The organism is Catalinimonas locisalis, from assembly GCF_038039535.1.
GTDB lineage: Bacteria > Bacteroidota > Bacteroidia > Cytophagales > Cyclobacteriaceae > Catalinimonas.
In genome coordinates this window covers 1-24,516 of the sequence record NZ_JBBPHP010000005.1, presented here as the reverse complement: position 1 = coordinate 24,516, position 24,516 = coordinate 1, and the positions used below count along the sequence as shown (strand labels likewise).

Annotated in this window: 26 protein-coding genes; 10 read left to right on the top strand and 16 right to left on the bottom strand. The window is 39.9% G+C overall.

What is annotated here, in order from left to right; genetic code table 11:
• Window positions 1–14: 14 nt before the first annotated feature.
• Complete coding sequence (locus WJR50_RS08760) at window positions 15–728, top strand: pyridoxine 5'-phosphate synthase (protein WP_341292878.1); 714 nt, start codon at window positions 15–17, stop codon at window positions 726–728.
• Here the strand turns inward: WJR50_RS08760 and galE are convergent.
• The 3 genes from galE to WJR50_RS08745 are packed head-to-tail and all read right to left on the bottom strand — an operon-like array spanning window position 725 to window position 4,009.
• Complete coding sequence (galE, locus tag WJR50_RS08755) at window positions 725–1,759, bottom strand: UDP-glucose 4-epimerase GalE (protein WP_341292877.1); 1,035 nt, start codon at window positions 1,757–1,759, stop codon at window positions 725–727. The genes WJR50_RS08760 and galE overlap by 4 nt on opposite strands.
• Window positions 1,759–2,703, bottom strand: coding sequence for a UDP-glucuronic acid decarboxylase family protein (locus WJR50_RS08750; RefSeq protein ID WP_341292876.1), 945 nt, complete (start codon window positions 2,701–2,703; stop codon window positions 1,759–1,761). The genes galE and WJR50_RS08750 overlap by 1 nt, the downstream gene beginning before the upstream one ends.
• Window positions 2,696–4,009, bottom strand: coding sequence for a UDP-glucose dehydrogenase family protein (locus WJR50_RS08745; RefSeq protein WP_341292875.1), 1,314 nt, complete (start codon window positions 4,007–4,009; stop codon window positions 2,696–2,698). The genes WJR50_RS08750 and WJR50_RS08745 overlap by 8 nt, the downstream gene beginning before the upstream one ends.
• 273 nt (window positions 4,010–4,282) lie before the next feature.
• Here WJR50_RS08745 and rpsU point away from each other — a divergent pair, with 273 nt between their 5' ends.
• The 3 genes from rpsU (at window position 4,283) to hpf (ending at window position 5,761) form a co-directional block, all read left to right on the top strand.
• Window positions 4,283–4,477, top strand: coding sequence for a 30S ribosomal protein S21 (gene rpsU, locus WJR50_RS08740; protein ID WP_277486954.1), 195 nt, complete (start codon window positions 4,283–4,285; stop codon window positions 4,475–4,477).
• A gap of 72 nt (window positions 4,478–4,549) precedes the next feature.
• Window positions 4,550–5,437 (top strand): tyrosine-type recombinase/integrase, encoded by an 888-nt coding sequence (locus WJR50_RS08735; RefSeq protein WP_341292874.1) that lies wholly within the window; start codon window positions 4,550–4,552, stop codon window positions 5,435–5,437.
• A 24-nt stretch (window positions 5,438–5,461) separates the two neighbouring features.
• Window positions 5,462–5,761, top strand: a complete 300-nt coding sequence (gene hpf, locus WJR50_RS08730) for a ribosome hibernation-promoting factor, HPF/YfiA family (RefSeq protein WP_341292873.1) — start codon at window positions 5,462–5,464, stop codon at window positions 5,759–5,761.
• An 83-nt stretch (window positions 5,762–5,844) separates the two neighbouring features.
• Here hpf and metK read toward each other — a convergent pair whose 3' ends face one another.
• Both metK and WJR50_RS08720 read right to left on the bottom strand, forming a co-directional pair.
• Window positions 5,845–7,152: a methionine adenosyltransferase gene (gene metK / locus WJR50_RS08725; RefSeq protein ID WP_341292872.1), complete on the bottom strand. Its 1,308-nt coding sequence runs from the start codon at window positions 7,150–7,152 to the stop codon at window positions 5,845–5,847.
• An 86-nt stretch (window positions 7,153–7,238) separates the two neighbouring features.
• The gene (locus tag WJR50_RS08720; RefSeq protein ID WP_341292871.1) at window positions 7,239–7,976 is read right to left on the bottom strand and encodes an SAM-dependent methyltransferase; all 738 of its coding nucleotides are present in this window, start codon (window positions 7,974–7,976) and stop codon (window positions 7,239–7,241) included.
• A 25-nt stretch (window positions 7,977–8,001) separates the two neighbouring features.
• Between WJR50_RS08720 and WJR50_RS08715 the strand changes: the two genes are divergently transcribed.
• Entirely contained in the window at window positions 8,002–8,211 is a 210-nt protein-coding gene (locus WJR50_RS08715; RefSeq protein WP_341292870.1) for a DUF2905 domain-containing protein, read from the top strand.
• Here WJR50_RS08715 and WJR50_RS08710 read toward each other — a convergent pair.
• The 4 genes from WJR50_RS08710 to mutY all read right to left on the bottom strand — a co-directional run bounded on the left by WJR50_RS08710 (window position 8,208) and on the right by mutY (window position 12,023).
• On the bottom strand, window positions 8,208–8,978 hold the full coding sequence (locus tag WJR50_RS08710; RefSeq protein WP_341292869.1) for an alpha/beta fold hydrolase: 771 nt from the start codon (window positions 8,976–8,978) through the stop codon (window positions 8,208–8,210). The genes WJR50_RS08715 and WJR50_RS08710 overlap by 4 nt on opposite strands.
• Before the next feature lie 68 nt (window positions 8,979–9,046).
• Window positions 9,047–10,426, bottom strand: a complete 1,380-nt coding sequence (gene gldE, locus WJR50_RS08705; protein WP_341292868.1) for a gliding motility-associated protein GldE — start codon at window positions 10,424–10,426, stop codon at window positions 9,047–9,049.
• A gap of 22 nt (window positions 10,427–10,448) precedes the next feature.
• Window positions 10,449–10,913, bottom strand: a complete 465-nt coding sequence (locus WJR50_RS08700; RefSeq protein ID WP_341292867.1) for a single-stranded DNA-binding protein — start codon at window positions 10,911–10,913, stop codon at window positions 10,449–10,451.
• A 39-nt stretch (window positions 10,914–10,952) separates the two neighbouring features.
• Complete coding sequence (gene mutY, locus WJR50_RS08695) at window positions 10,953–12,023, bottom strand: A/G-specific adenine glycosylase (protein ID WP_341292866.1); 1,071 nt, start codon at window positions 12,021–12,023, stop codon at window positions 10,953–10,955.
• Window positions 12,024–12,183: 160 nt separating this feature from the next.
• On the opposite strand from mutY, the gene WJR50_RS08690 reads away from it, so the two are divergent.
• From WJR50_RS08690 to WJR50_RS08680, 3 genes are all read left to right on the top strand, one after another.
• The gene (locus WJR50_RS08690) at window positions 12,184–12,489 is read left to right on the top strand and encodes an HU family DNA-binding protein (protein WP_277486932.1); all 306 of its coding nucleotides are present in this window, start codon (window positions 12,184–12,186) and stop codon (window positions 12,487–12,489) included.
• Window positions 12,490–12,546: 57 nt separating this feature from the next.
• Window positions 12,547–13,368 carry a tetratricopeptide repeat protein gene (locus tag WJR50_RS08685; RefSeq protein ID WP_341292865.1) on the top strand — a complete coding sequence of 274 codons (822 nt, stop codon included), beginning with the start codon at window positions 12,547–12,549 and terminating at the stop codon, window positions 13,366–13,368.
• Window positions 13,369–13,684: 316 nt separating this feature from the next.
• Window positions 13,685–15,238, top strand: a complete 1,554-nt coding sequence (locus WJR50_RS08680; RefSeq protein ID WP_341292864.1) for an Rne/Rng family ribonuclease — start codon at window positions 13,685–13,687, stop codon at window positions 15,236–15,238.
• A 43-nt stretch (window positions 15,239–15,281) separates the two neighbouring features.
• Here WJR50_RS08680 and WJR50_RS08675 read toward each other — a convergent pair whose 3' ends face one another.
• The 3 genes from WJR50_RS08675 to WJR50_RS08665 form a co-directional block, all read right to left on the bottom strand.
• Window positions 15,282–15,767: an MgtC/SapB family protein gene (locus WJR50_RS08675; protein WP_341292863.1), complete on the bottom strand. Its 486-nt coding sequence runs from the start codon at window positions 15,765–15,767 to the stop codon at window positions 15,282–15,284.
• A 109-nt stretch (window positions 15,768–15,876) separates the two neighbouring features.
• Entirely contained in the window at window positions 15,877–16,860 is a 984-nt protein-coding gene (locus tag WJR50_RS08670) for a glycosyltransferase family 2 protein (protein ID WP_341292862.1), read from the bottom strand.
• The gene (locus WJR50_RS08665) at window positions 16,857–17,795 is read right to left on the bottom strand and encodes a GNAT family N-acetyltransferase (protein ID WP_341292861.1); all 939 of its coding nucleotides are present in this window, start codon (window positions 17,793–17,795) and stop codon (window positions 16,857–16,859) included. Before WJR50_RS08665 ends, WJR50_RS08670 begins: the two co-directional genes overlap by 4 nt.
• 91 nt (window positions 17,796–17,886) lie before the next feature.
• Here WJR50_RS08665 and WJR50_RS08660 point away from each other — a divergent pair, with 91 nt between their 5' ends.
• A complete protein-coding gene (locus tag WJR50_RS08660; RefSeq protein WP_341292860.1) occupies window positions 17,887–19,011 on the top strand; it encodes a tetratricopeptide repeat protein in 1,125 nt (374 codons plus the stop codon).
• A gap of 1 nt (window position 19,012) precedes the next feature.
• On the opposite strand, the gene WJR50_RS08655 is transcribed toward WJR50_RS08660, so the two are convergent.
• From WJR50_RS08655 to WJR50_RS08645, 3 genes are all read right to left on the bottom strand, one after another.
• Window positions 19,013–21,271 carry a protein-disulfide reductase DsbD family protein gene (locus tag WJR50_RS08655; RefSeq protein ID WP_341292859.1) on the bottom strand — a complete coding sequence of 753 codons (2,259 nt, stop codon included), beginning with the start codon at window positions 21,269–21,271 and terminating at the stop codon, window positions 19,013–19,015.
• Between the two features lie 190 nt (window positions 21,272–21,461).
• The gene (locus tag WJR50_RS08650) at window positions 21,462–21,695 is read right to left on the bottom strand and encodes a hypothetical protein (protein WP_341292858.1); all 234 of its coding nucleotides are present in this window, start codon (window positions 21,693–21,695) and stop codon (window positions 21,462–21,464) included.
• 207 nt (window positions 21,696–21,902) lie between these two features.
• Window positions 21,903–23,195 carry an MFS transporter gene (locus tag WJR50_RS08645; RefSeq protein ID WP_341292857.1) on the bottom strand — a complete coding sequence of 431 codons (1,293 nt, stop codon included), beginning with the start codon at window positions 23,193–23,195 and terminating at the stop codon, window positions 21,903–21,905.
• Window positions 23,196–23,268: 73 nt separating this feature from the next.
• On the opposite strand from WJR50_RS08645, the gene WJR50_RS08640 reads away from it, so the two are divergent.
• Window positions 23,269–23,727: a regulatory protein RecX gene (locus WJR50_RS08640; RefSeq protein WP_341292856.1), complete on the top strand. Its 459-nt coding sequence runs from the start codon at window positions 23,269–23,271 to the stop codon at window positions 23,725–23,727.
• Window positions 23,728–23,729: 2 nt separating this feature from the next.
• Here the strand turns inward: WJR50_RS08640 and WJR50_RS08635 are convergent, their stop codons facing one another.
• Entirely contained in the window at window positions 23,730–24,440 is a 711-nt protein-coding gene (locus WJR50_RS08635) for a 2-phosphosulfolactate phosphatase (protein ID WP_341292855.1), read from the bottom strand.
• Window positions 24,441–24,516: the final 76 nt, after the last annotated feature.

The window sequence follows — 24,516 nt, the reverse complement described above, 5'->3', positions numbered from 1 at the left end:
ATAAATCAGCTGCAATGACGAAGCTTAGTGTTAATATCAACAAGATTGCCACGCTTAGAAATTCCCGAGGAGGTAACAATCCGGATGTTGTTCAAGTAGCGCTGGATGCAGAGCGTTTCGGTGCCCAGGGCATTACTGTACATCCCCGACCTGATGAACGGCACATTCGCAGGAGTGATGTTTTTGCGCTCAAAGAAGCAATAAGTACAGAATTTAATATTGAAGGCTATCCTGATGAGCGGTATATGAATATTATTGCAGAAGTACGACCTGCACAAGCTACACTTGTACCTGACCCCCCTGAAGTGCTCACTTCAAATGCCGGCTGGGATACCTACAAACAAAAGGATTTTTTGATAGAAGTAATCCGTGAGCTTAAGAGCTTTGGGGTACGTACTTCAATTTTTGTTGATCCTGACCCTGTTATGGCCGAAGGAGCCGCTGCCGTTGGGTGTGACCGGATAGAATTGTATACAGAGAGCTACGCCCGTAATTATCACAAAGATAAGGAAGAAGCGGTAGCTCCTTACGTTGCAACAGCAGATAAAGCCCGATCACTTGGTTTGGAAATCAATGCAGGACATGACCTAGATCTAGACAACCTTAAATATCTAAAAGAAAGAATTCCCTATTTAGATGAGGTATCAATCGGCCACGCCCTGATTTGCGACGCCCTCTATTATGGATTAGAAAACACAATACAGCTTTACCTAAGACAATTGCTCTAGTTTTTTTTCAAACTTAGCTGCCATCTCCAGGCATCCTTAAGAGCGTCAGCTAATGTTAGTTCAGCCTTCCATTTGAGGGCAGTATTTGCGAGCGTTACGTCTGCATACACTTTTTCCACATCACCTGCTCTTCTGTCTCCAATGGTATAATTAAGCTTGGTATTGTTTACCTCTTCAAAGGTGTTAATTACATCAAGTACTGTACTACCCTCACCAGTCCCTATGTTAAATACATCATAGGTATTTTCTGCTTCCTTTTCTCCTAAATATTGCAAAGCACTCACATGGGCTTTAGCCAGATCCACTACGTGGATATAATCTCTAAGACAAGTTCCGTCGTGTGTATCGTAGTTGTTCCCGAAAACTGTAAGCTTTTCCCTGATTCCGGCTGCAGTTTGGGTAACAAAAGGCACTAAGTTATTAGGAACACCCAAGGGAAGTTCACCAATTTCCGCAGAAGGGTGCGCCCCTATAGGATTGAAATACCTCAGGGCAACTACTTTAATTGGCATTCCACTATTTACTGTATCTTCCAAAATTTCTTCACAAATCTGCTTAGTATTTCCATAAGGAGACTCGGCGGGCTTTTTAGGACTTTCCTCTGTTACTGGCAGTGTGTCTGGCTGGCCATAAACTGTACACGATGAGGAAAAAACAATATGAGGTATGTGATACTCATTCATTAATTCCATCAGAGTAAGTAAGCTATCCAGATTATTTCGATAATACTTTAGAGGCTGGTTTACTGATTCTCCCACTGCCTTGTAGGCCGCAAAATGTATAATTCCTGAAACGCCTTTTTCCTGAGCTATGATATTTTTCATAAACTCCTTATCTCCACAGTCTCCTTCGTAGAATTTTACTTTGGTTCTCAGGATACTCTCTATACCATTAAGTGCCGACTTCTCTGCATTGACAAAATTATCTACAATAATTGGTTCATAGCCAGCATGTGAAAGCTCTACCACTGTATGAGAGCCGATATAGCCAGCACCGCCCGTAACTATTACCTTCCTAGTAATTTCAGGCATTAGCTTTCAGTTTTATTTGCATAGAAATCATAGGTAATCTTCAAGCCTTCGGAGCGAGATACTTTAGGCTCCCACCCCAAAATTTCTTTGGCCTTGGTAATGTCCGGCTGACGCTGCATAGGATCATCCTGGGGAAGGGGTTTGTATATGATCTTCTGGTTGGTGCCAGTAAGTTTAATAATTTCCTCTGCAAAATCTTTGATGGAGATTTCGTCAGGGTTACCAATATTTACCGGATATGGGTAATCACTCAACAATAAGCGATAAATACCTTCTACCAAATCATCTACATAGCAAAAAGAACGGGTCTGAGAACCATCACCAAATACTGTCAGATCTTCACCTCTCAGTGCCTGACCTAGGAATGCAGGAAGTGCCCGCCCATCATTTAGTCGCATTCTGGGCCCATAGGTATTAAAAATCCTGATAATTCTGGTTTCCAGCTTATGGTAAGTGTGATAAGCCATAGTAATCGCCTCTTGAAAACGCTTAGCCTCATCATACACACCGCGAGGGCCGATAGGGTTTACATTTCCCCAGTACTCTTCCTTCTGAGGATGTACAGTGGGGTCTCCGTAGACTTCTGAAGTAGAGGCCACCAGGATTCTGGCTTTCTTCGCCCTTGCTAATCCCAGACAATTATGTGTACCCAGTGAGCCTACTTTTAAGGTCTGAATAGGCATTTTAAGGTAATCTATGGGGCTGGCAGGTGACGCGAAGTGCAAAATATAATCCAGATGCCCGGGAACATGCACATAATTAGATATATCACAATGGAAAAACTCAAAGTCCTCCCGGTGCATCAGATGTTCAATATTCTTGAGGTTACCGGTTATTAAGTTGTCCATTGCAATCACGTAATAACCTTCCTTAAGAAAGCGATCGCAAAGATGGGAGCCTAGAAAACCGGCTCCTCCTGTAATGAGTATTCTTTGTTTAGCCATTTATATCTTTTCTTCCTATACTATAATATGAATATCCAAGTTCAGCCATCGCTTCGGGATCATAAAGGTTTCTTCCATCAAAAATCACTTTACCCTTTGTGATAGATGCTAACTTTTCAAAATCTGGCGTCCTGAAGATAGGCCATTCTGTCATGATAAAAATTCCATCTACATCTTCAGCTGCATGATATTCATCCACACAATACTCGATTTTATCTCCCACTACTGAACGCACATTTTTCATACCTTCAGGATCGTATGCTTTCACCTTAGCCCCTGCAGCCAGCAACGCGTCAATATTATATAATGCCGGAGCTTCTCTAATATCATCGGTATAGGGCTTAAATGAGAGTCCCCACATAGCAAACGTCTTGCCCTTCAGGTCACCATTGAAGTGTTTGTTGGCTTTTTCTATCAGTCGGGTTTTTTGTCCCTGATTGATATCCATTACAGCATTCAAAATCTTAAAATCATATGCTGCCTCATTGGATGACTTGGCCAGTGCCTGTACATCCTTAGGAAAGCAACTTCCCCCATAGCCTATTCCTGCAAACAGAAAGCGTCTTCCTATCCTGGTATCTGTACCAATACCTTTTCTTACCATATCTACATCAGCGCCCAGCTTTTCGCAAAGGTTTGCGATCTCATTCATAAAAGTGATCTTGGTAGCCAGAAACGAATTTGCAGCATACTTTGTAAGCTCTGCTGAAGCCTCATCCATAAAAATAATGGGATTGCCTTGTCTGACCAAAGGAGTATATAATTTTTCCATGATCTCCTGAGCCTTTTTAGATTTTGTGCCAATCACAACACGGTCTGGCTTCATAAAATCATCAACTGCAACACCTTCTCTCAAAAATTCAGGATTGGAAACTACATCAAATTCTACTTTAGCATTTTCAGCTATCTTGGCCCGTACTTTTTCGGCTGTTCCTACCGGTACGGTACTCTTATCTACAATCACTGCATATTCTTGTAAAATAGACCCCAGGTCTTCTGCTACTTTAAGCACATACTTTAAGTCAGCTGAACCATCCTCACCCGGAGGGGTCGGCAAAGCTAAGAATATTATTTTAGCGCCTTCTATACCTTCCTTCAAATCAGTAGTGAAATGCAACCTACCCTGATGGACGTTTCTCTCAAAGAGCACTTCCAAACCAGGCTCGTAGATGGGAACTTCGCCATTCTTTAGTTTGGCTACTTTCTTTTCATCAATATCTACGCAGCTTACAGTGTTTCCTGTTTCAGCAAAACATGTTCCTGTAACTAAGCCGACATAGCCAGTACCAACTACTGCTATCTTCATATTATGAGAATTTAAAGTGGATTAATTTTCGTGCAAAAATAAATTTTAATAAGAAATAATACCACAAAATTAATATTACTTTTATTTTATTTTGATTTTGGCAAAATACTGTTTAGAAAAATGAAAATGAAATAGAACTACAACAGTCTTAGAGGCGTTACAAAAATGTCGCCATTTACGAGGTGTACATAAATTTTATAACTTTCGTTTGATCGAAAGAAATCAATCCGTATTTTTGCGGTCTTTATTCGGAAAAAATAAAAATATTTGTTTATGATTACAGTAAACGTTAAAGAAAACGAGTCTATAGAAAAAGCGCTAAAACGCTTCAAGAAAAAATTTGAGAAAACAGGAACTTTGAAAGAAGTACGTTCAAGGACTCATTATGAGAAACCTTCTGTTCAAAAGAGAAACGAAAGACTCAAAGCTGCTTACAGACAAAAAATGAGATCTCAAGAAAATATATAGGCTTTTATTGCCTAATTTTTTAATCTTTTCTTTATTATAGTGATAGTTCATTAATCACTATACTTGCTTTTTATGATTGAATCCTTCATTAAGTTTCTCACCTATGAGAAACGAATGAGTTCTCATACTATTAGTTCCTACAGTAATGATCTGCTGCAATTTAATAATTTCTTGAAGCATCATTCTCCGGGAACCTCAATAGTACAAGCAAATCACCTTGATATAAGAGCGTGGATTGTAGACTTATCTAATAAGAAAAACAAGGCTCGTTCTATTAATCGGAAGGTAAGTACCCTTAGGTCTTTCTACAAATTTCTACAGCATCGGCGTCATATCAGACTCAACCCAACACATAAGGTAAAAGCATTAAAAGCAAATAACCCTTTGCCTCATTTTGTTCAGGTGAAAGAGATTTTTACTCTTTTGGATGACCATGATTTCGCCCATGATTTTCCAGGCATAAGAGATCGCTTAATGCTAGAAATACTTTATGGAACCGGCGTCCGATTGTCTGAAATGATTAATTTGCAAACCTCTAATATTTCAGCAGAGAAAAGCACTATTAAGGTGGAAGGTAAACGCCAAAAAGAAAGGATTATACCTTGTCATAAAAGCTTATCAAAGTTGATATCCGATTATCAAATAGCGAAAAAAGCATATTTTAAAGAGAGCGAAGCTTTTAATCATTATTTATTGGTAACCAATAGCGGTGACCCTTGTTACCCTATGATGGTGTATCGTACTGTGAGGAAATATCTTGATCAATACGCACATGCTGATAAGCGAAGTCCCCATGTAATGCGACACACATTTGCTACTCATTTACTTGATAATGGGGCAGATTTGAACGCTATTAAAGATTTGTTGGGTCATGCCTCATTGGCAGCCACCCAGGTTTATACACACAATTCTATGGAAAAGCTGAAGTCAGTATTTGACCAAGCACATCCAAAAGCATAGTTAGTTTTTTTAAATTTTTAACCTATGAAATTACAAACCCATTCCGTCCATTTTGACGCAGACCAGAAGCTCATTGATTTTATTCAGAAGAAAGCCAACAAGCTTGAGACTTACTTTGATAGGATCATTGATGGTGAAGTCTTTCTAAAATTAGAAAACGGAGAGGCTACTGATAATAAAATTGTAGAAATAAAATTAAACATTCCTGGTAACCAGCTTTTTGTAAAAGAGCAGGAAAGTTCATTTGAAGCAGCGACTGATAAAGCAGTGGGTGCGTTAAAGAAGCAACTGTTGAAGCATAAAGACAAACTCTCTTCTCATTAAGAGATCATAATTATATTAAAGAAAAAAAAGATTCAGCATGCTGAATCTTTTTTTTCTTTAATATAATAGAATAGGAGAACTTATCAGGACAAACCAAATGCACTTTTGACCTTATCGACGTAGTCAAGTTTTTCCCATCCAAAGAAATCTACTTCCTTCTTTTCTTTCTTGATGTAGGTTTCTTTCACATTGCCATTTTCTTTTACTTCCATGTATTCAACATCTACATAGTCTTTATAAGCTTCTCTTCCCATATGTCCGTAGGCAGCAGTGCTCGAGAAAATAGGGTTTTTAAGCCCTAAGCGTTCTACAATAGCTTTAGGGCGCATATCAAATAATGTGCGAGTAGTCTTAGCAATCTCTGCATCACTCATATTTACATTTGCCTTTCCGTAAGTATCTACTGTAAGTGATACTGGTTCGGCTACACCAATCGCATAGGCAACCTGTACCAAAACTTCATCAGCTACACCGGCAGCTACCAGGTTCTTTGCGATATGGCGAGCGGCATAGGCTGCGCTGCGGTCTACTTTACTGGAATCTTTTCCTGAAAAAGCTCCTCCACCATGTGCACCGCGGCCTCCATAAGTGTCTACGATGATTTTTCTTCCGGTAAGGCCCGCATCACCATGAGGACCTCCTATTACAAAATTACCAGTAGGGTTGATGTGAAAAATAGTGTCTTGTAGCATTTTGGCAGGAATTACCTTTTTCACCACGTGTTGGATAACATCCTCGCGGATACGGGAAAGCATTTTCTCCTGGGCAGCAGCTTTAGCCTGTTTGCTATCATTTTCAGGGAGAACAAACTCATCGTGCTGGGTAGAGACTACTACAGTATGTACTCTGATAGGCGTTTTATCATCTGTATATTCAATGGTTACCTGCGCTTTGGCATCGGGTCTCAGGTAGGGAATGAGTTCAGGTTCTTCTTTTCTGATACGGGCTAACTCGTGCACCAAACGGTGGGAGTAAGCCAACGCCATTGGCATATATTCAGGTGTTTCTTTACTAGCATAGCCAAACATCATGCCTTGGTCACCAGCACCTTGCTCTTTGTCATCTCCTTCATCCACTCCCATCGCGATGTCGGGTGATTGACTGTGTAAAGTCACCATCACTCCACAGGAGTTTGACTCAAACATATAGTTATCTTTGTTGTATCCGATTTTGCGAATAGTCTCCCTTACCACATCGGGAATCTCTACATAAGCATTTGTGGTAACTTCTCCCCCTACTACTACTAAACCTGTGGTCACAAAGGTTTCACAGGCCACCCGAGAGTTAGGATCCTGAGATAACATAGCATCCAGGATAGCATCAGAGATTTGGTCGGCAACTTTATCGGGATGGCCTTCAGAAACTGATTCTGAAGTAAATAGATACGACATAAAAATTTTAAATTTATTTTAATACAACTTTTGCAAATTTATTCATTTACCTTTAATCTAAAACCTTATAGAGCATTATTATGGTTTTAAATGTGCACTAGAAAAACTGTAGGGATTTTGTGCAAATCCGGTTTGTGCTTTTTCCACTCCTGTATGCTCATAGTTTTGATATATTCATCAGCACTTGTAACCCCCTTTGCGATGCAAAGTTTGGTAGATTTCCTACAGGTTCTCAATAAGGCTTCCAGCAACTGATTATTCCGATAGGGGGTTTCCATAAACATCTGTGTCTGCTGCTGTTCCTGTGCCTGCTTCTCGATTTGCCTGATTGCTTTTGTACGTTCCTGTTTATCAATGGGCAAATATCCATGAAATACGAAAGATTGTCCATTAAAACCTGATGCCATCAGTGCCAGTAAAAAAGATGATGGACCAACCAAAGGAATCACCTGAATATTATGCTTATGAGCATAATTTACTGCTATTGAACCAGGATCAGCCACGCCCGGGCAGCCTGACTCCGATAAAATTCCTATGTCTTGGCCCTGCATTACAGGTTCAAAAAGCTTACTCAGTACTTCTTCGGGAGTACGCTTGTTCAGTACCTCAAAATGTAAACTACTGATTGGCTGCTCTACACCTAAAGCACTCAAAAACCTGCGAGCAGTACGCACGTTCTCTACTAAAAAATAGTTTAGTTTATTGGCAGTTGCTTTAACTGAAGCTGGCAATACCTGCTCTATGGTATCCTCAGCAATGACTGTAGGGAGCAAATAAATTTTCCCAACTTTATGCGTTGCTGCCGTCAAATTATTTTTATTCATTATTATGCAGGGTAATTACAGGCAAATGGGGAAACTTCTGATAATCTTCGGACTAATCATTGTAGTATTGGGGGCTATACTCTATTTCTCTGATCGTTTTCCTTCTATTGGAAAGCTTCCGGGTGACATTATCATCAAGCGTGAAAACTTTACTTTTTACTTTCCTTTGGCTACCAGTATACTTCTCAGTGTAATTGTTTCTCTGATTTTTTATCTGATTAAAAAATTTGGCTAGGTCTCCAAAAACTCGCTCACTTCTTTTAAAAGCTCCTCCGGCTGCTCAGCATGTATCCAGTGGCCGGCATTTTCTATAGTTATGATTTTAGCCAAGGGAAAAATACTCTTGATTAGCTTCTCATCTTCCTTTTTGATATAATCACTCTTTGCCCCCCTCACAAATAACGCAGGTTTATCTACTTTAAACTTGCCTTCTTCTATGCCTTCTCCTATTCGCTCTATATTTTCCTTAATTACTGACAGATTAAGTTTCCAGGCGAAGCTTTTGTTATCATCGCTTCTTTTGAGATTTTTGAGCAAAAACTGGCGAACTCCAAAATCAGCGATATAAGGCTTCATTTGTTCCTCAGCTTCCTTTCTACTGCTTATCTCATCTATTTTAACGGCACTTAAAGCCTGAAGTATTTGCTGATGATGCACTGGGTAAGCTCGGGGCGAGATATCAACTACAACCAGCTTATCTAACAATTCTGAATGTTTAGTGGCAAAAAACATGGCCACTTTACCACCCATAGAGTGTCCCAGTATAACCGGTTTTTCTAGCTTATGTTCTTTTATGAATTCGTGCAGATCTTCTGCCATCACTTCATAATTAAACTCATCACTGTGAGGAGAAGCCCCATGATTTCTTTGATCTACCAGAAAAACTTGATATTGATCGGCAAGCTGCTTTCCAAAAGTCTGGAGGTTATCCGATGTACCAAAAACTCCGTGCAAAATGATCACGGGCTGTCCTTCGCCCATACTCCGGTAATACAATTCCATAGAAAAAAATTAAAGTCTGCATTCAACCTGCTTCCTTAGATAAGTAATGGACTTATCAACCTAGTAAGTCACTGCCGGTTTACAGAAGTATCCACACTATTTTTTTGTGCGGTGGTTAGTTTTTTAAATACTCTGATTCTCTTTATCCGCTTATTATCCACAGCTACCACTGTAAATACATAATTATCATAATAAATTTTTTCCCCTGCCCGGGGTAATTTAGAATGAATTTCTAATAATAAGCCTCCCAGCGATTCACTTTCACCTTTTACGCTATCAAACAACACACTATCTTCATCTACTATTTTACAGAAATCGTTAAGAGAAGTACGCCCTTCAAATACATAAGTATTATCGTCCAGCTTATTGTAGTGTACATCGTTATCGTCAAATTCATCGTTGATTTCCCCAACAATTTCTTCAATGATATCTTCCAGGGTAATCAGTCCGGAAGTACCTCCATACTCATCTACTACAATTGCCATATGTACTCGCTTATCCTGAAACTCTTTGAGCAGCATGTCAATTTTTTTGCTTTCGGGTACAAAAAAACCTTTGTGTAGCAACTTTTGCCATTCAAAACTTTCTTCATGCTCCAAGTAGGGTAGCAGGTCTTTTACATACAGCACACCTTCAATGTTGTCTATAGTTTCCCGGTAAATAGGGATACGGGAATAACCACACTTGTTGATCTTGTCCATAAGATCATGGAAGTCCATCTCAATATCTATCGCCGTGATATCCAGGCGAGAGCGCATGACCTGTTTTACGGAAAGGGTACCGAAATTGACAATACCCTTGAGTATACCTTTTTCCTCTGCCGTAGTCATTTCGTTGCTGGTAGTAATTTCCAGGGCCTGGTTCAACTCATCTACAGATACATTATAGCCTTTTTTCTCAAGTCGCTTCTCGACTATGCTACTCAATGACATAAGCAAATTAGAAAAGGGCTTAAAAAGTTTACTCGCAAAGTTTAGCACTGCACCTGTTCTTTTGGCAAAAGCTAATGAGTGATGTATAGCATATTGTTTCGGAAGAATTTCACCAAAAAACAGGATAGCTACCGTAATAATCGCTGTTAAAGCTACTACTACCAGTCCCTCAGTAGTTTTGCCAAAATACTGCCAGGTAGCATAGGTAGAGAGGGTCACAATGGCTACGTTAACCAGATTATTTAGGATCAGAATGGTGGCCAGGAGATGCTTTGGCTTGTCTAGTAAGCTTACAATATGCTGGTCAGCACCCTTATTATTGTTTCTGCAATCACTCACTTCATCTGCAGTAAGGGAGAAAAAAGCCACCTCAGACCCGGATATCATTGCTGAACAAAACAACAATAAGACAATAACGATGGCTACTATGGTATAGAACAAACCAAAAGAAGAAAATACGTCCGTCAGAATAAATAAATAAAGTTCCGGGTACGGATCGTCTAAAGATACTTCCAAAGTGATATTTTTTGATTAAACACTAAAAAGGCAGATCGTCGGTATCTTGATCGTTATGCTGAGGTACTGCCTCTTCTCTCTTCTGAGTAGGAGCCGAAGACTGCGAAGACATTCCACCTTGTGAATAATTACTATTGTCCATAGTATCAGTATCTTCATTTTTGCCCCCTACAAATGTCATGTTAGTAGCTCTAATACGCTTATCGTAACGAGTCACACCTTCCTTATCCTGGTAGGTATTTGTTCTTATCTTCCCTTCTATATAAACAGTATTTCCTTTTGAAAGATATTTTTCACAAAGTTCAGCCAGTCTATCCCATAGCTCTACTTTATGCCATTCGGTTTGCTCCATCCGTTGCCCATTCTTTGTATAAACTTCCGAAGTAGCAATGCTAATATTTGCTACTACAGAACCACTTTCCAGATGTCTCACTTCAGGGTCTGCCCCCAAATTTCCCAATAAAATCACTTTATTTACTCCAGCCATTCGGTCGATTATTTAAAAAGTATGTTTACTACAATTTAACTAAAATATTACTTCACTCAAATACTTATCAATTAAAATAGGTTTAGGCAAACCCTTTACCTCCTCGATGTTATATGCACTCAGTCCTCTCTGGGTCAACAAAGAATCTGCCAACCTCTGTTCCTCTACACTGAAAGTAAAAAATCGCACCTGCAACTGCTGATGTGTCAGTTGGTGTTTATACAAACCAGACATTTCTACAGTAGGGCTGGCAGTAGCCATCACTTCTGTCACCAGTGGATCATCTATGGCGCTTACATCATCAATATCCTGCTTACTTTCTATCAGGTAGAAGTCATACAACCCTCGCCAGATATCCTTAGCACTACGTTCTTTCATAAATAAATGATTGCCGCGCTGTAAAACTATGTAAGAAAAGTGGCGTTTTTTTACTTTTACCTTTTTTATCTTCACCGGCAGGCTTTGCTGTGCATTGTTTTGATAGGCGTAGCAAAAAGAAGTTACCGGACAAAGCAAACAAGCCGGGCTCCTAGGCGTGCACTGTAGCGCTCCAAATTCCATAATAGACTGATTATACTCACCTGCCAAGCCATCAGGCACCAGGGTATTGGCCAGTTGTTGAAATTTTTTCTGCCCTTTAGACGATAAAATATCCTCTTTTACGCCAAATACTCTGGATAATACCCGAAACACATTACCATCTACTACCGCTACTTCTTCATTGAAAGCAAAGGAAGCAATAGCGGCAGCTGTATATGCCCCTATACCTTTCAATTTTATCAGTTCTTTATAAGTCTGCGGGAATTTAGCTTGATAGTCTCTCACTATAGTCTTTGCGCAACTATGCAAATTTCTAGCTCGGGAGTAATAACCTAGCCCTTGCCAAAGGCGTAGCACTTCCTGCTCCTGAGCCTCAGCCAAGTCATGTATGGTGGGGAAGGCTTCTACAAATCGGTAAAAGTAAGGTAAGCCTTGTTTAACGCGGGTTTGCTGCAAAATAATTTCAGAGAGCCATATCAGGTAAGGGTCTTGTGTATCTCGCCAGGGGAGATCACGCTTATGCTGTCTGTACCAATGGATAATTTGTTTGGAGAAATTGTTAGCTTCCAATCTTAATAAATTATGCTTTTATAATTCATAAGTAACAGATTTACAGGCATGTAATCAGATTTTATTTCTTTTATTTTCTAATTTAGGTAGAAGCATTAACTTTACGGCTTGAAAAAATTTTGTTTGTAATTCCATTCATCCATTTAAATCTTTTAGGAACGTGACAAAAGCAGAAGTAGTTCAGCAAATTGCTGACAAAACAGGTATCGATAAGGCAGATGTTTACACTACCGTTGAAGCTTTTTTTAGCGTGGTCAAGAACTCCATGTCTGGCGGTGAAAATATCTATATCAGAGGATTCGGGAGTTTTGTCAATAAAAAAAGAGCCCGTAAAGTTGGCAGAAACATCTCCAAAAATACAGCAATAATCATTGATGAACACTACGTTCCTAGTTTTAAGCCTTCCAAAGTTTTTCAGGAAAAGGTAAAAAACAGCAAAAAACTTAAAGAAATAGAAGCAAACTAAACTTTCGCTCTTCTCTTATCGTTCTCCTAGCGTAATTTTCCGATTTGATTTAAGGACATGTTGAAAAAACAGGTAATACTGAGCATAGTGGCAATAGCCGCAGTATTACTTTTATTTCTACTACCTAAGGTGGTGGTTGATAATGAAAGTGAGAATATGAGTAATGCCTCTACCCAAACGGAGGCTAATGTACAGAATGAAGGTACCGAGCATGCTGACGAAGTACCGGAAGAAGTGCAAACTGAACTCACCAAGCTAAGAGAAGCTTATAAGGATAGTAAAAATTCAGAAAATTTTACTAATTTCGCGAATTCATTGATAGATGGCTTTGTAGCTGCTAATCAGTATGATAGCGCTGCTTTCTATGCGGAAGAACTGGCGAGTGTGGAAACAACTTTACCTCATCTTCGCAAAGCAGCAGATCTTTATTATGAGGCATTTACCTATGCTATGGATGCTGAAAAGACAGCACGTATGGGTGAAAAAGCGCGTTACTTTTATGAAAAGGTAAGGGCGCAAGATCCTTCAGATCTGGATGCAAAGGCTAAAATGGCAATGACTTATGTTTCATCCTCCAGCCCCATGCAAGGAATACAGATGCTCCGAGAAGTGTTGGAAGAGGATGAAAATAATGATTTAGCTATTTATAATCTGGGACTTTTGTCTATGCAGTCTCAGCAGTATGATAAAGCCATAGACAGGTTTGAAAAACTCACAACGATTGATCCGGATAACCTCCAGGCGCAGTTTTTACTGGGCGTAAGTTATTTTGAAGCGGGTCAGGAGGATAAGGCGAAAGCTCAATTTTTGCGTGTAAAAGAAATGGATGATGATCCTTCTGTGCAGGCAAGTGTTGATGAATATTTAAACCAGTTATAACATAATTGTATAAAGCATGTGCTTGATCACACATGTGAATTTTAAAATATTTGTTTCATTTAAAATATTATTATTATGCCTTGCGGTAAGAAAAGAAAAAGACATAAAATCGCTACTCACAAGCGGAAGAAACGCCTTAGAAAAAACAGACATAAAAAGAAATAATAAGAATGTTATCAATTAGCCTATCCACGTCTAATATTTATTTTTCATGGATAGGCTATTTGTACTTATTATTAGCTTGTACAATTCAAATTTGCTACCCTATGCATGGTAGCTTTTTGCATTTATTTTATAACCATTAAACGAAAATCCGTTGAGTAATGAATTAATCATCAATTCAACTCAAGATGGATGTCGTATAGCCCTTTTGAAAGAGAGAAGCCTGGTGGAATTTCACCACGAGGTTGATGCTAATAAGTTTACTGTTGGTGACATATACCTTGGGGCAGTAAGAAAGGTAGTGCCCGGTTTGAATGCAGCTTTCATAGACGTAGGTTACGAGAAGGACGCATTCCTGCATTACCTGGATTTAGGACCTCAGATAAAGACATTAAATAAATTCACCAAGAACACCTTTAACAATAAATATAATACGCATCTGTTAGGCAAAATTAAAAATGAGCCTGACATTAATAAATTAGGCAAAATCAACCAGGTTCTTAACAAAAATCAAGCAGTGCTTGTACAGATTGTAAAGGAACCTATCTCAACTAAGGGCCCTCGACTATCCTGCGAGTTGTCTATCGCCGGAAGATATCTTATCCTCGTACCTTTTTCTAATGTGGTCAATATCTCAAAGAAGATCACCAATAAAAATGAAAGAAAAAGGCTCATGCGTCTGATATCTTCTATCAAACCTGAAGGCTTCGGTATCATTATAAGAACCGTAGCTGAGGGTAAAGAAGTAGCAGAACTAGACAGAGATCTGCGTAATTTGGTCAATGTTTGGGCAGAAGGCGTCAAAAAATTAAAAACTGCCAAGCCTCGCGACAAGATCATCGGAGAGATGAGTCGTGCTTCTTCTCTGCTCAGAGATATGCTGAATGAATCATTTGACAGCATTGTCACTGATGATCAGGAGATTTATGAAGAAGTAAAGGCATATATAAAGACAATCGCTCCTGCTAAGGAAAAAATTGTTAAACACTACAATGGCAAAACCAAGCTCTTTGAAAACTTCGGTATTGAGAAGCAGCTCAAGTCATTGTTTGGGCAGTCAGTAAGTATACCCGGAGGAGGTTATCTGATCATAGAGCATACCGAAGCCCTCCATGTAATTGATGTCAATAGTGGTAATAAATCCAACTCTGAGAAAGACCAGGAGACCACTGCCTTAAACGTCAATTTGCAAGCTGTTTCAGAAATAGCCAGGCAGTTGAGGCTACGGGATATGGGCGGAATTATCGTCATTGACTTCATTGACATGCGTAAGCAGGAAAACAAGAAGGCTGTCTTTGATAAGATGAAAGAGGAAATGAAGGTGGATCGTGCCAAAAATACCGTCCTTCCACTGACAAAGTTTGGATTGATGCAAATTACCCGACAGAGGGTAAGACCTGAGCTTAATATTATCACCAAAGAAATTTGTCCGACTTGTGGGGGGACAGGAAAAGTAGCACCTACACTATTGGTATCGGATCAAATTGAAAAGAATTTGGATTACATATTACTCAAACAAAACGAGCCACAACTGACTATTGCCCTTCATCCTTTCCTTCACGCTTATTTTACCAAAGGGATTATCTCCCGCAGAGTAAAATGGTTTTTTAAATACAAACGATGGGTCAAATTGGAGAAAGACTCTTCTTTAGGACTGGTAGACTATCGTTTTCATAACAAAGTAGGAGAGCAGATAGAACTCTCTTAAAAGCAAAACACTTTGGCATTCCTTATGTACAATACCCGACAGATTACTGTCGGGTATTTTTGTCTACTTTATTATCCTTGGGCTTAAATACACGAAAAACATTATTGATCAGAACCACAAGCAAAGTTACCCCCACTGCCAAGATATACTGATGTAAAGCCACACATATTCCCAGTCCTGAGGAAAAGAGTATAGTAGCTGAGGTGGTCAGAAAAGATACATCTTTCTCATCGCGGCTTTTCAGAATCGTACCTGCTCCAATAAAACTAATTCCAATAATAATGGCCTGAATAATCCGGATAGGATCTACATCTAGTACATCATTGAATTCAGGCCGGTATTGCTGAATAGAGACTCCGGCAAGCCCTACCAGCAGGGCAGATGCCCCTCCTACAATCATATGCGTTCTGAAACCTGCTGGTTTATCGTGTACTTCTCGTTCGTACCCAATTGCTCCTGCTAGTAAACACGCAATAAATACATCCAAAAGCAACCAAAGCTGTTGAGTGACATTCTGAAAAAATTCCATAAAATTATATATTAAAAAATCATCTAAAGCATCGCCACTTGACTTAATAAATAATCCTTAAGCTCCGGACTGTTTTAAAATCAAATGAGTTCTACTCTAAATTTTCTGATTAGTTAAATATATTAATTACTGCTATTTTTCCACTGTATAACCAAATCCTCTTTCTAAGAAAACAAAGATTTGGTTTCACATATATTAATAAACCAATGAACTTATACCGCAAAAGATTTCCTTTAATTTCCTTGAGCAATGCTAAAAATTGATTTGCTTCGGAATAATTATTCGTTAGTAAAGTATGCCTTAGCTCATAATTCAGTCTTCGAACAAGTGCATTATTTTCTTCTTTTGTTTCATTGAGCTCGTAAACTTTTTTGCAAACTAAATAAGTTGAAAAAAGCTGGCGATCATTCCGTTCATATAATTTACGAGACATAGAATTTTCCAGCCTACGCACCAAAGTAGTACATTCTTTCAGGTAAGCATATTTGTATTTTCTGGCGGACCTTACCCAAAAATCAAAATCCTCATAAGCGAGTGCTTCATCATAGCCATTAAGATCATGTAGCACTTCGTTTTTATACATCATGGTAGGAGAGGAAATGAAATATCGGGCTACTACTTCTTGATAAACATCCCCGGTAGGGATGGGCCGAATATGTTTGTATTGTTGTCCAAAATGATGTTCTAAAGGCTTTCCATCAGCGTCTATGTACTGAGATTCGGTAAATAACACGCCATATTCTTCTGGAAGTTGCTCAAAATAATCAACCTGAGCACTTACACGATTCGGTAAAATGACATCATCTGTAGCGAGATCAATGACATACTTCCCTCTAGCCATGCGCCAGGCACGATTGAAGGCAGCACAATTACCAATATTCTTCTCCAGAAAAAGCGTTTTGCAGGAATAGGGGCAGGGGTTGGTGGTAAGAAAATTCTGAATCGTATCCACACTGCCATCTGAGCTTCTATCATCCACAATGAAAACTTCTATGTTACCATAATCCTGCTTCCAAACCGAAGCCAATGTTTCAGCCACATAATCCTGATGATTATAGCACAGACATATGATAGAGACGAGCGGCTGACTCATAATCTGAGCAAATAGGTATATTTTTGAGAAGTTACTCCGCCAAGATGTTGCTTAAACTGTTGCAAGCTTTGAGTGGTGGACGTGCCTAAATCTAATAAGTCAAATTTATTTTTCTGACAGTACTGGTACATTCCATCCACCAAAAACACTACCGGACTCCATGTTTTATAGGCTGCTTTTGAATCGTGATAAAAGTCATAAAGAATACCTTTTTTTACCACTACCGATAATGAAGCCGCTACACATTTATCTTCATGATAAGCAACAAAGATACGGTAACGCTCAGGCATCGCCTGAACGCTCGCCAAAGTCTCGGCATAAGATAATGTCAAACTCCACCCTTTTTCTTGCCTACATTCTTGCAGAAAATGATAATAATGATCTATGGAAGAAAGCGGTTCTTCCCTAAAATTCAGGCCTAACCTACGGGCTTTTCTCAGACGCTTACGCTCCATCTTGTGCATTTGCTGCTCCAAACTTCCTTCATCAACCTCTATATGGTGATTCATCATTGAAGATTGCTTTTGAAAACCCATATCTAGAAAAATCGGATGCAAAATAGTCGGGCTATTTTTACGGTATTTACTTATGCAATCTTTCATAATAATTTGCTTTACGTCAAAACACAACAAGGCTGTTTTGATGTAGCTAATAAAATCCCTCAAAATCTCCTCACTCAATTCATTGCTGTACTCCAAAGAACCAAAAGGGCTTTCGGGTGAGCTATTAGCTTCTTTCTCTCCAGCTTCGTTTATCCTGATAAAAAAATGGGTTCTGGCTACTGCTAATTCACCTTTTAATGCGTAAAAGCTAAGCGGCCTTCCCAAGCGGTCTACTTTTAGCTTAAGGTATGCTTTGCTGTTATAAAGATAGGTCTCCGCAAGTAGAGGATAGCGCTCGGGATTTTCTTCGGTGACAAATCGTAAATTTTCCATGCCTTCCCAAAAATATAAACACCTGAGTAAACTTTAACCTGCCAGAAGTTATTTCGTTACATAGTGAGTGTTTTGTAACGATTGCAGAGGTATGAATAATCTTTTTAGAATTTTAGTGATGCTGACACTTTTGGGAAATCAAGCTGTGGCTCAGATCAGTATTACAGAGAACAAAGAAATTCTGGCTTCAATAGAGAAAAGCCTGGATTATATATACAATACTGAGGTAGCAGAGGCCAATGCGCTTAATGAAGAAATTGGGCGTAAGCTGCCTAACCACCCTGCCTATTTTATGCTTAAAGCTTTGACCATTCGGGCAGCAAACGCACCTATGAACCTTGGTAGCCCCGAATTTCAGGAAATGAAAGGCTATCTGGAAAAAGTATTGTCTCTCTCTGAAGAGATATTAGACGAAAACGAGATGCAGCCGGAGGCTAACTTCTTTGCTATGGCTTCTATCGGTTTGCTGGCCATGTATGAGAATGATCAGGGCAATCATCTGAAAGCGGTGGGCATGGCTCAGGATGCTTATACTTACCTCAAAAATGGCTTTGAGCTTAAAGAAAAATATCCGGAATTTTATTTTTCCAGTGGACTCTACAACTACTACCGGATCAAATACCCTGAAATGCATCCGGTTTACAAACCATTTATGCTTTTTTTTCGCGACGGGGATAAAGAACTGGGTTTGGAACAGCTAAAAAAAGCCTACCGGGAGTCTATTTTCATGAGTCCTGAATCGGCTGAGTACCTGACGCATATCTATCTGAGGTATGAGGAAAAGCCTGAGCAGGCGCTGCATTATGCCCGCATTCTGGTCAGGAAGTATCCACAAAACCTGTTTTTTGTGACTAATTTTTTAGACGCAGCCATTACTGCCAAGCAATACAATAATCTTGACTCTTACGTAAAGCAGTTACTGGCCAGTGATCGTGATTTCTACAAAATGACAGGAAAGCTGTTTGAAGGCATGCTGCTGGAAAAACGTGACCAGCAATGGGATATGGCCGAAAGAAGCTATATTCAAAGCCTTGAATATGCACAAGGTCTGGAAAGTGACGAAGCGGAGAACTACAAAAGTTATGTCTACGCAGGCCTTGCACGTATTGCTCACGAAGAAAAAAAATACGAAGCTGCTCGCTCCTTTTATAAAAAGGCTTTAGCCTCCGCCCAGTATGTTCCTGTGGAAAAAGAAGCTAAAGCCTATCTTCAATAAATTAGTTTTTTGCGAGGGCCGGATCATCTACCGTTTTGCCTGCCGCAAAGCGCTCTTTACCTTCGTCTAAGAACTCTATAAAGTTTTGCACGCTCAGGTCATAGGCTTTGGGTTCTTTCAGCAGTTCTCCCTCATTGTTCAGCAGTACATAGTAAGGTTGTGCATTATTATTGAAGCGAGTTATCTGAAAATCAGCGTTTTGCTTGCCAATGGTTTTCTTCACTTTACCATCATATTCAGAGGTGTACCATTCTGACTCAGGGAGCTCAGTCTTTTCATCCACATAAAGCGCTACTACCACATAATCTTCTTTAAGCCTTCTTAGTACCTCAGGGTCAGACCATACGCGTGCCTCCATTTCCCGACAGTTCACACAGCCATGCCCGGTAAAGTCAATAAACAGAGGCTTGTTTTGTGCCTCAGCACAAGCCAGTGCCTGCTCATAGTCAAAATAACCTTTGATGCCATGAGGGAAATGTAGCATATCAGCATATTTAGGAGTTTCGCACTGCTCATTTGTATTCTCTGCAAACACAACTCCTGATGAAGTACTTACTTGCTGACCAGTCAGATAAGGCATGTTAAAGTCATGGGTATGCATAGGGGGCAGATAACCCGCCAAAGCTTTCAAAGGTGCACCAAACATTCCGGGAATCAGATATACTACAAAAGCAAAGGTAGCGATAGAAAGCATGAGTCTGGATACACTGATTGATTCCAGCGGACTATCGTTAGGAAGCCGTAGTTTACCTAGTAAATAGAATCCCATAAGTGTAAAGATCACAATCCATAGCGCAAGATAGATCTCACGGTCCAGGATGTTCCAATGATACACCTGATCGGCTATGCTCAGAAATTTAAGTGCCAATGCCAACTCCAGAAAGCCCAGTACTACCTTGACAGAATTCAGCCAGCCTCCTGATTTGGGTAAGCTACTGAGCCATTGAGGAAAGGCAGCGAAAAGCGCAAACGGAATGGCAAATGCCAACGAAAAGCCCAACATTCCCAGAACAGGCTTTACAAACTCACCTCCGGCAGATTCTACCAATATACTGCCTACGATAGGGCCTGTGCAGGAGAAAGATACCAGCACCAGGGTAAATGCCATGAAAAAGATACCATAATAGCCTCCTTTATCCGCCTGACGGTCTACATTATTCACAAAGGAACTGGGCAGGGTAATTTCAAACAGGCCAAAGAAGGATAACGCAAAAATGACAAATACTGCAAAGAAGAACAGATTGGGTAGCCAGTGTGTACTTAGCCAGTTGGCAAAAGTAGGCCCGAAAATAACTGACACCAGCGTTCCTATGAGGGTATAAATAACAATGATAGATAAACCATAAATGATTGCTTTGCTGATTGCCTGTCCCTTATGACTTCCTCCACTGGTGAAAAATGAAACTGTCATAGGAATCATCGGAAATACACAGGGGGTTAGCAGAGCCGCTAAGCCCGCCAGAAAGGCTACAAAGAAGAATGTCAACAAGGTATAAGGGGTGTTTGACTCTCGTGTATTTAAGTCTGTAGTGGGTACTGGTTGAGCAATTTCCTGGTCAACTTCAGCATCTTCTAAGCGATCCGACTGTTCTTTCGGGCTTACCTGAGTAACGTTTTCTGCTTTTGTACTATCTGTTTCTTCGCTTTTGGTAACTGCCGCAGCGCTTTGACTTTCACCAGTTTTTTCTACTTCTTTCCCGTTTTCAGAAACATTAGTATTTTCATTAGCACTATTACCCTCAGAGCTTTTTGAGGGAGCAGTAGATACTTGTGCTTCACTTTGGACCTGTATTGCTACGCTAAACTCGTCATCAAAAGGGATACATTGCCCCGTAACATCACTACAGACCTGATAAGCGTAGCTTCCGCTAATTTTAGATAAATCTGGGCTAGTAACTTTTATGGTTTGACGAAACTCCGCTTTTTTAGTAAAAAAGGTATAGTCTCCTTCAAAAATCTCATCGTACTTTTCTTTTGCGCCAATAGGTTTAGTTTCGCCCACCAATTCGTAAGCCTCGTTAGACTCAAAATTGATCTCAGTTACCAAAGGACCGAGGTCAGGGTCAAAGTCGTTGGAGTAGAGATACCAATCTTCCTGAATATCTACATAAAAAATAACGTCTACTTCTTCACCCACTGCTACTTGTGGCGGAGCAAGCTTCACCGACCAGGTAGCTGGTTTTAATACCTGCGCCTGTACGACAGAAGTTGTAAATATCAGAGTGAAAAAAGAGAAGAAGAAAAGTTTAAATAGTCGCATATGTCAAATATGATTCATAATTCAAGTCTGTAATAAGATAGCAACGTGCAAAACGTGCTTATACTACCTCTGACCTTCAAAAAACGAACTTGTACTTAATAAAGTTGCTATGAAGGCACTTTAGCTTATCTATGCGACAAAAATAATAAAGATATGATTTAAAGAAGAATGGATATCTATCACTTCTTTATCAGGCAAATACTTCTTCCGGTTCTTCTACTTTTCTGCGGTGGCGGGGACCACTATCATCGGGTAAGGTAACACCAGGGGGAAGGTCAAGATCGGGGGTAGGGGTAATAGAAACTCCTCCATCATCGTCATCATCATCGTCGTCTCTGAAACGGAAATTACGTTTCTTCATGAGTACAACCATGAAATAAACCATGATCACGTAAGCTGCTCCCATTAGTACCATGTCAATCATACTACTCTCCTCTTCTCAGTGAAGTTTGTAAATTAAATGTATAAAAAAAACGCCTAAAATGCTTATTAGTTTGAAAAAATGTAATTTTCACGCTTTTTAGCTTATAAGTAACTGAAAACTTGCCTCTTACAGGCAGACCTTGTCTTATAAGGTAAGATTATTTTCAGAATTTGTAAAGTATCTATTGGCAAATCTTATGCTTAATTATTATACGTATGCAAGTCTCCTGTAGTTAATAACCAATATTAATGCCGAGACTGCAGTAAACACAGACATAATAGCATAAGCATATATAATGTTCGCCTCCTGCCCGAAGAATTGCAAAGAAAAAATAGCCAGGAAGAAAACCCGCATCATAACATTAATGATACTAAAAATACTATTTACCCTTCCTATTACGGTATTGGGTACATGCTTAAACAAATAACTTAAACGCAGTACTCTTGCCCCGGCATTGGCAAAGCCGATCATAAATCCAATCAAAAGAAAAATAAGTACTGAATGGGTCACTACGCTTAATGCCAAAGCCAGAGTAGCCAATCCTAGCAAAAAGACCACTGCTTTAATTTTGCTGTAAGCCCTAAACAAATTACCTACAAAAAGACCAGCACCCAAAGCCCCTATGGCATACAAAACTTCCATAGCTCCGAAGATGTCTCCTCCTTCATGCAAATAGTTGGTAATATACATAGGCATAAGTGCATGAAGCTTGACCAGCATCACTACAAAAATGCTATGTGAACATATGCCAAACAGCATAATCATCGGATGCTCTTTCAGATAGGCAAAACCTGTCTTCAGCCTCTTCATTAATAAGCCTGTTTCTACTATTCTTTGTTCAAGGGGTTCGTAACGGATCAGCGCTATCAGCCCGATAGCGATCAGATAAGTCAGACCGTCCAGAAGAAAAATTTCCTGCAACGTCCAGGCTTCTATCTGAAGGTGTATTACAAAATTATGGTTAAAAAACATCCACTCGGCCTGCCAGTCTAAACCTTCCAGAAGAAGAGCGGCCATTGCCCCAGCCAGCACATTGGTAGACTGACCCACAATTTCTATGTAAGAGGTCACTTTGGTATAATCTTCTATCGGAGTAATCTCTTGGGCAAAAGCATACAGATTGGGGTAGTGCAGATAAAACCCAAACATAGTCACTGCAAATACCGTGACAATTAGCGGGATAGACAGGGTACCCAGATAAATTCCGTAAAAAGCAATCAGCAAAACGATACTCCCCTCTACTGCATTATTGAGCAGAAATACATTTTTCCTGTCAAAGCGATCTACCAGCGTACCTGCCCACAGGCCCCAGAAAACCGTAGCAAAGGTAACCAGACTATAGATGAGGTTAAACTGAGTAGAGATATCACGCTGGGCAAAGTACCAGGGAATAGAGAGTAGTGTAATGCCTTGTGCAAAACCTGAAACCCCATTGGCAGTGAATAAAACAGCCAGTGCACGTTTGTTATTGATTGGTTTTTTAAGTGCTGATTGTGTCATAAATTACCGTATGAACCTGAGAGGAAAGGCTGGGGTTTATACATTGTACGGGAAATATCTGAGGAAGATAACTATGGAAATTACAAATCTGCGACAACAGGCAAAAGTCAAAGCTGCCAAATATTGCGCCTATCAGGAGCGCACTCAGCAGGAGGTCAGAGACAAGCTTTATCAGTATGGCCTGTATAGCGATGCTGTGGAAGAAGTGCTCACTGAATTAATCACTGATGGCTTCATCAATGAGGAGCGTTATGCCCAGGCTTTCTGCAGAGGGAAATTTAGCCAAAACAAGTGGGGGCGCGTCAAGATTGAGATGATGCTTCGCCAGAAGGGACTTTCTAATTATTGCATACAAACAGGACTGAAAGAGATTTCCGAAGAAGATTACCGGCAGCAGCTTAACGGCTTACTAGATAAAAAATGGAGCTCCCTGGAAGGCGAAGATGACTATAGTCGTAAAAACAAGACTGTCCGTTACCTAATGGGTAAAGGCTATGAGCCGGACCTGATCTGGAGTTATTTTAAAAGTTAAAATTACTTTTTCAGCTTTACCAACTCATCTCCCTCTAATACTGCTACCGCATCATACTGGTCTAATTGCAGACAAAAAGCAATATCTTTTTCAATGTTAAGGCTCTTCAGCCTCTGTACATGTGATGAGTTTTGCAGAAATGACATCATATCGTTTTTAGCTGCATGATAGAGGGTAATCGCTGCCAGTGTGCTGTCACAGGCACGACTAAACTTGGCGGTGAGCTGCTCAGCCAATGCACCAGCATACAACGTATCTTCCAGATTTACATGCCCTTTCCAGCCTGCACAGACAATCAGTATGTCATGCTCCTGCTGGTTTAAAAACTTTGCTACACTTGATAAGTTGAGAAAAGAACCTACCAATAATGTTTTTGCACCTTTGGAAAGGCTAATGGCCCGTGTTCCGTTAGTGGTAGTTACTCCAATTTTTTTGCCTTTGATCTCGTTGCTTATATATTCAAAGGGAGAGTTACCAAAGTCAAAACCATCTATTTTGATACCTCCTCTTTCAGCAGCAATCAGATATCCCTCTTCCCGCAAAGCTTCACAGGTGTCTACCTCAGCTACTGGTTTTATGCTACTTACTCCATGTGCTACGGCTGTAGTCATGCAGGAGGTGGCCCTTAAAATATCTACTACTACAACTGCTTTGTCTTGTACATCATATAAATGCATCAGATCAGGACTGAGGCAAACATCTATACTTTTCATTAGGGTGTTAGGGTGTTAGGGTGTTAGGGTGTTAGGGTGTTAGGGTGTTAGGGTGTTAGGGTGTTAGGGTGTTAGG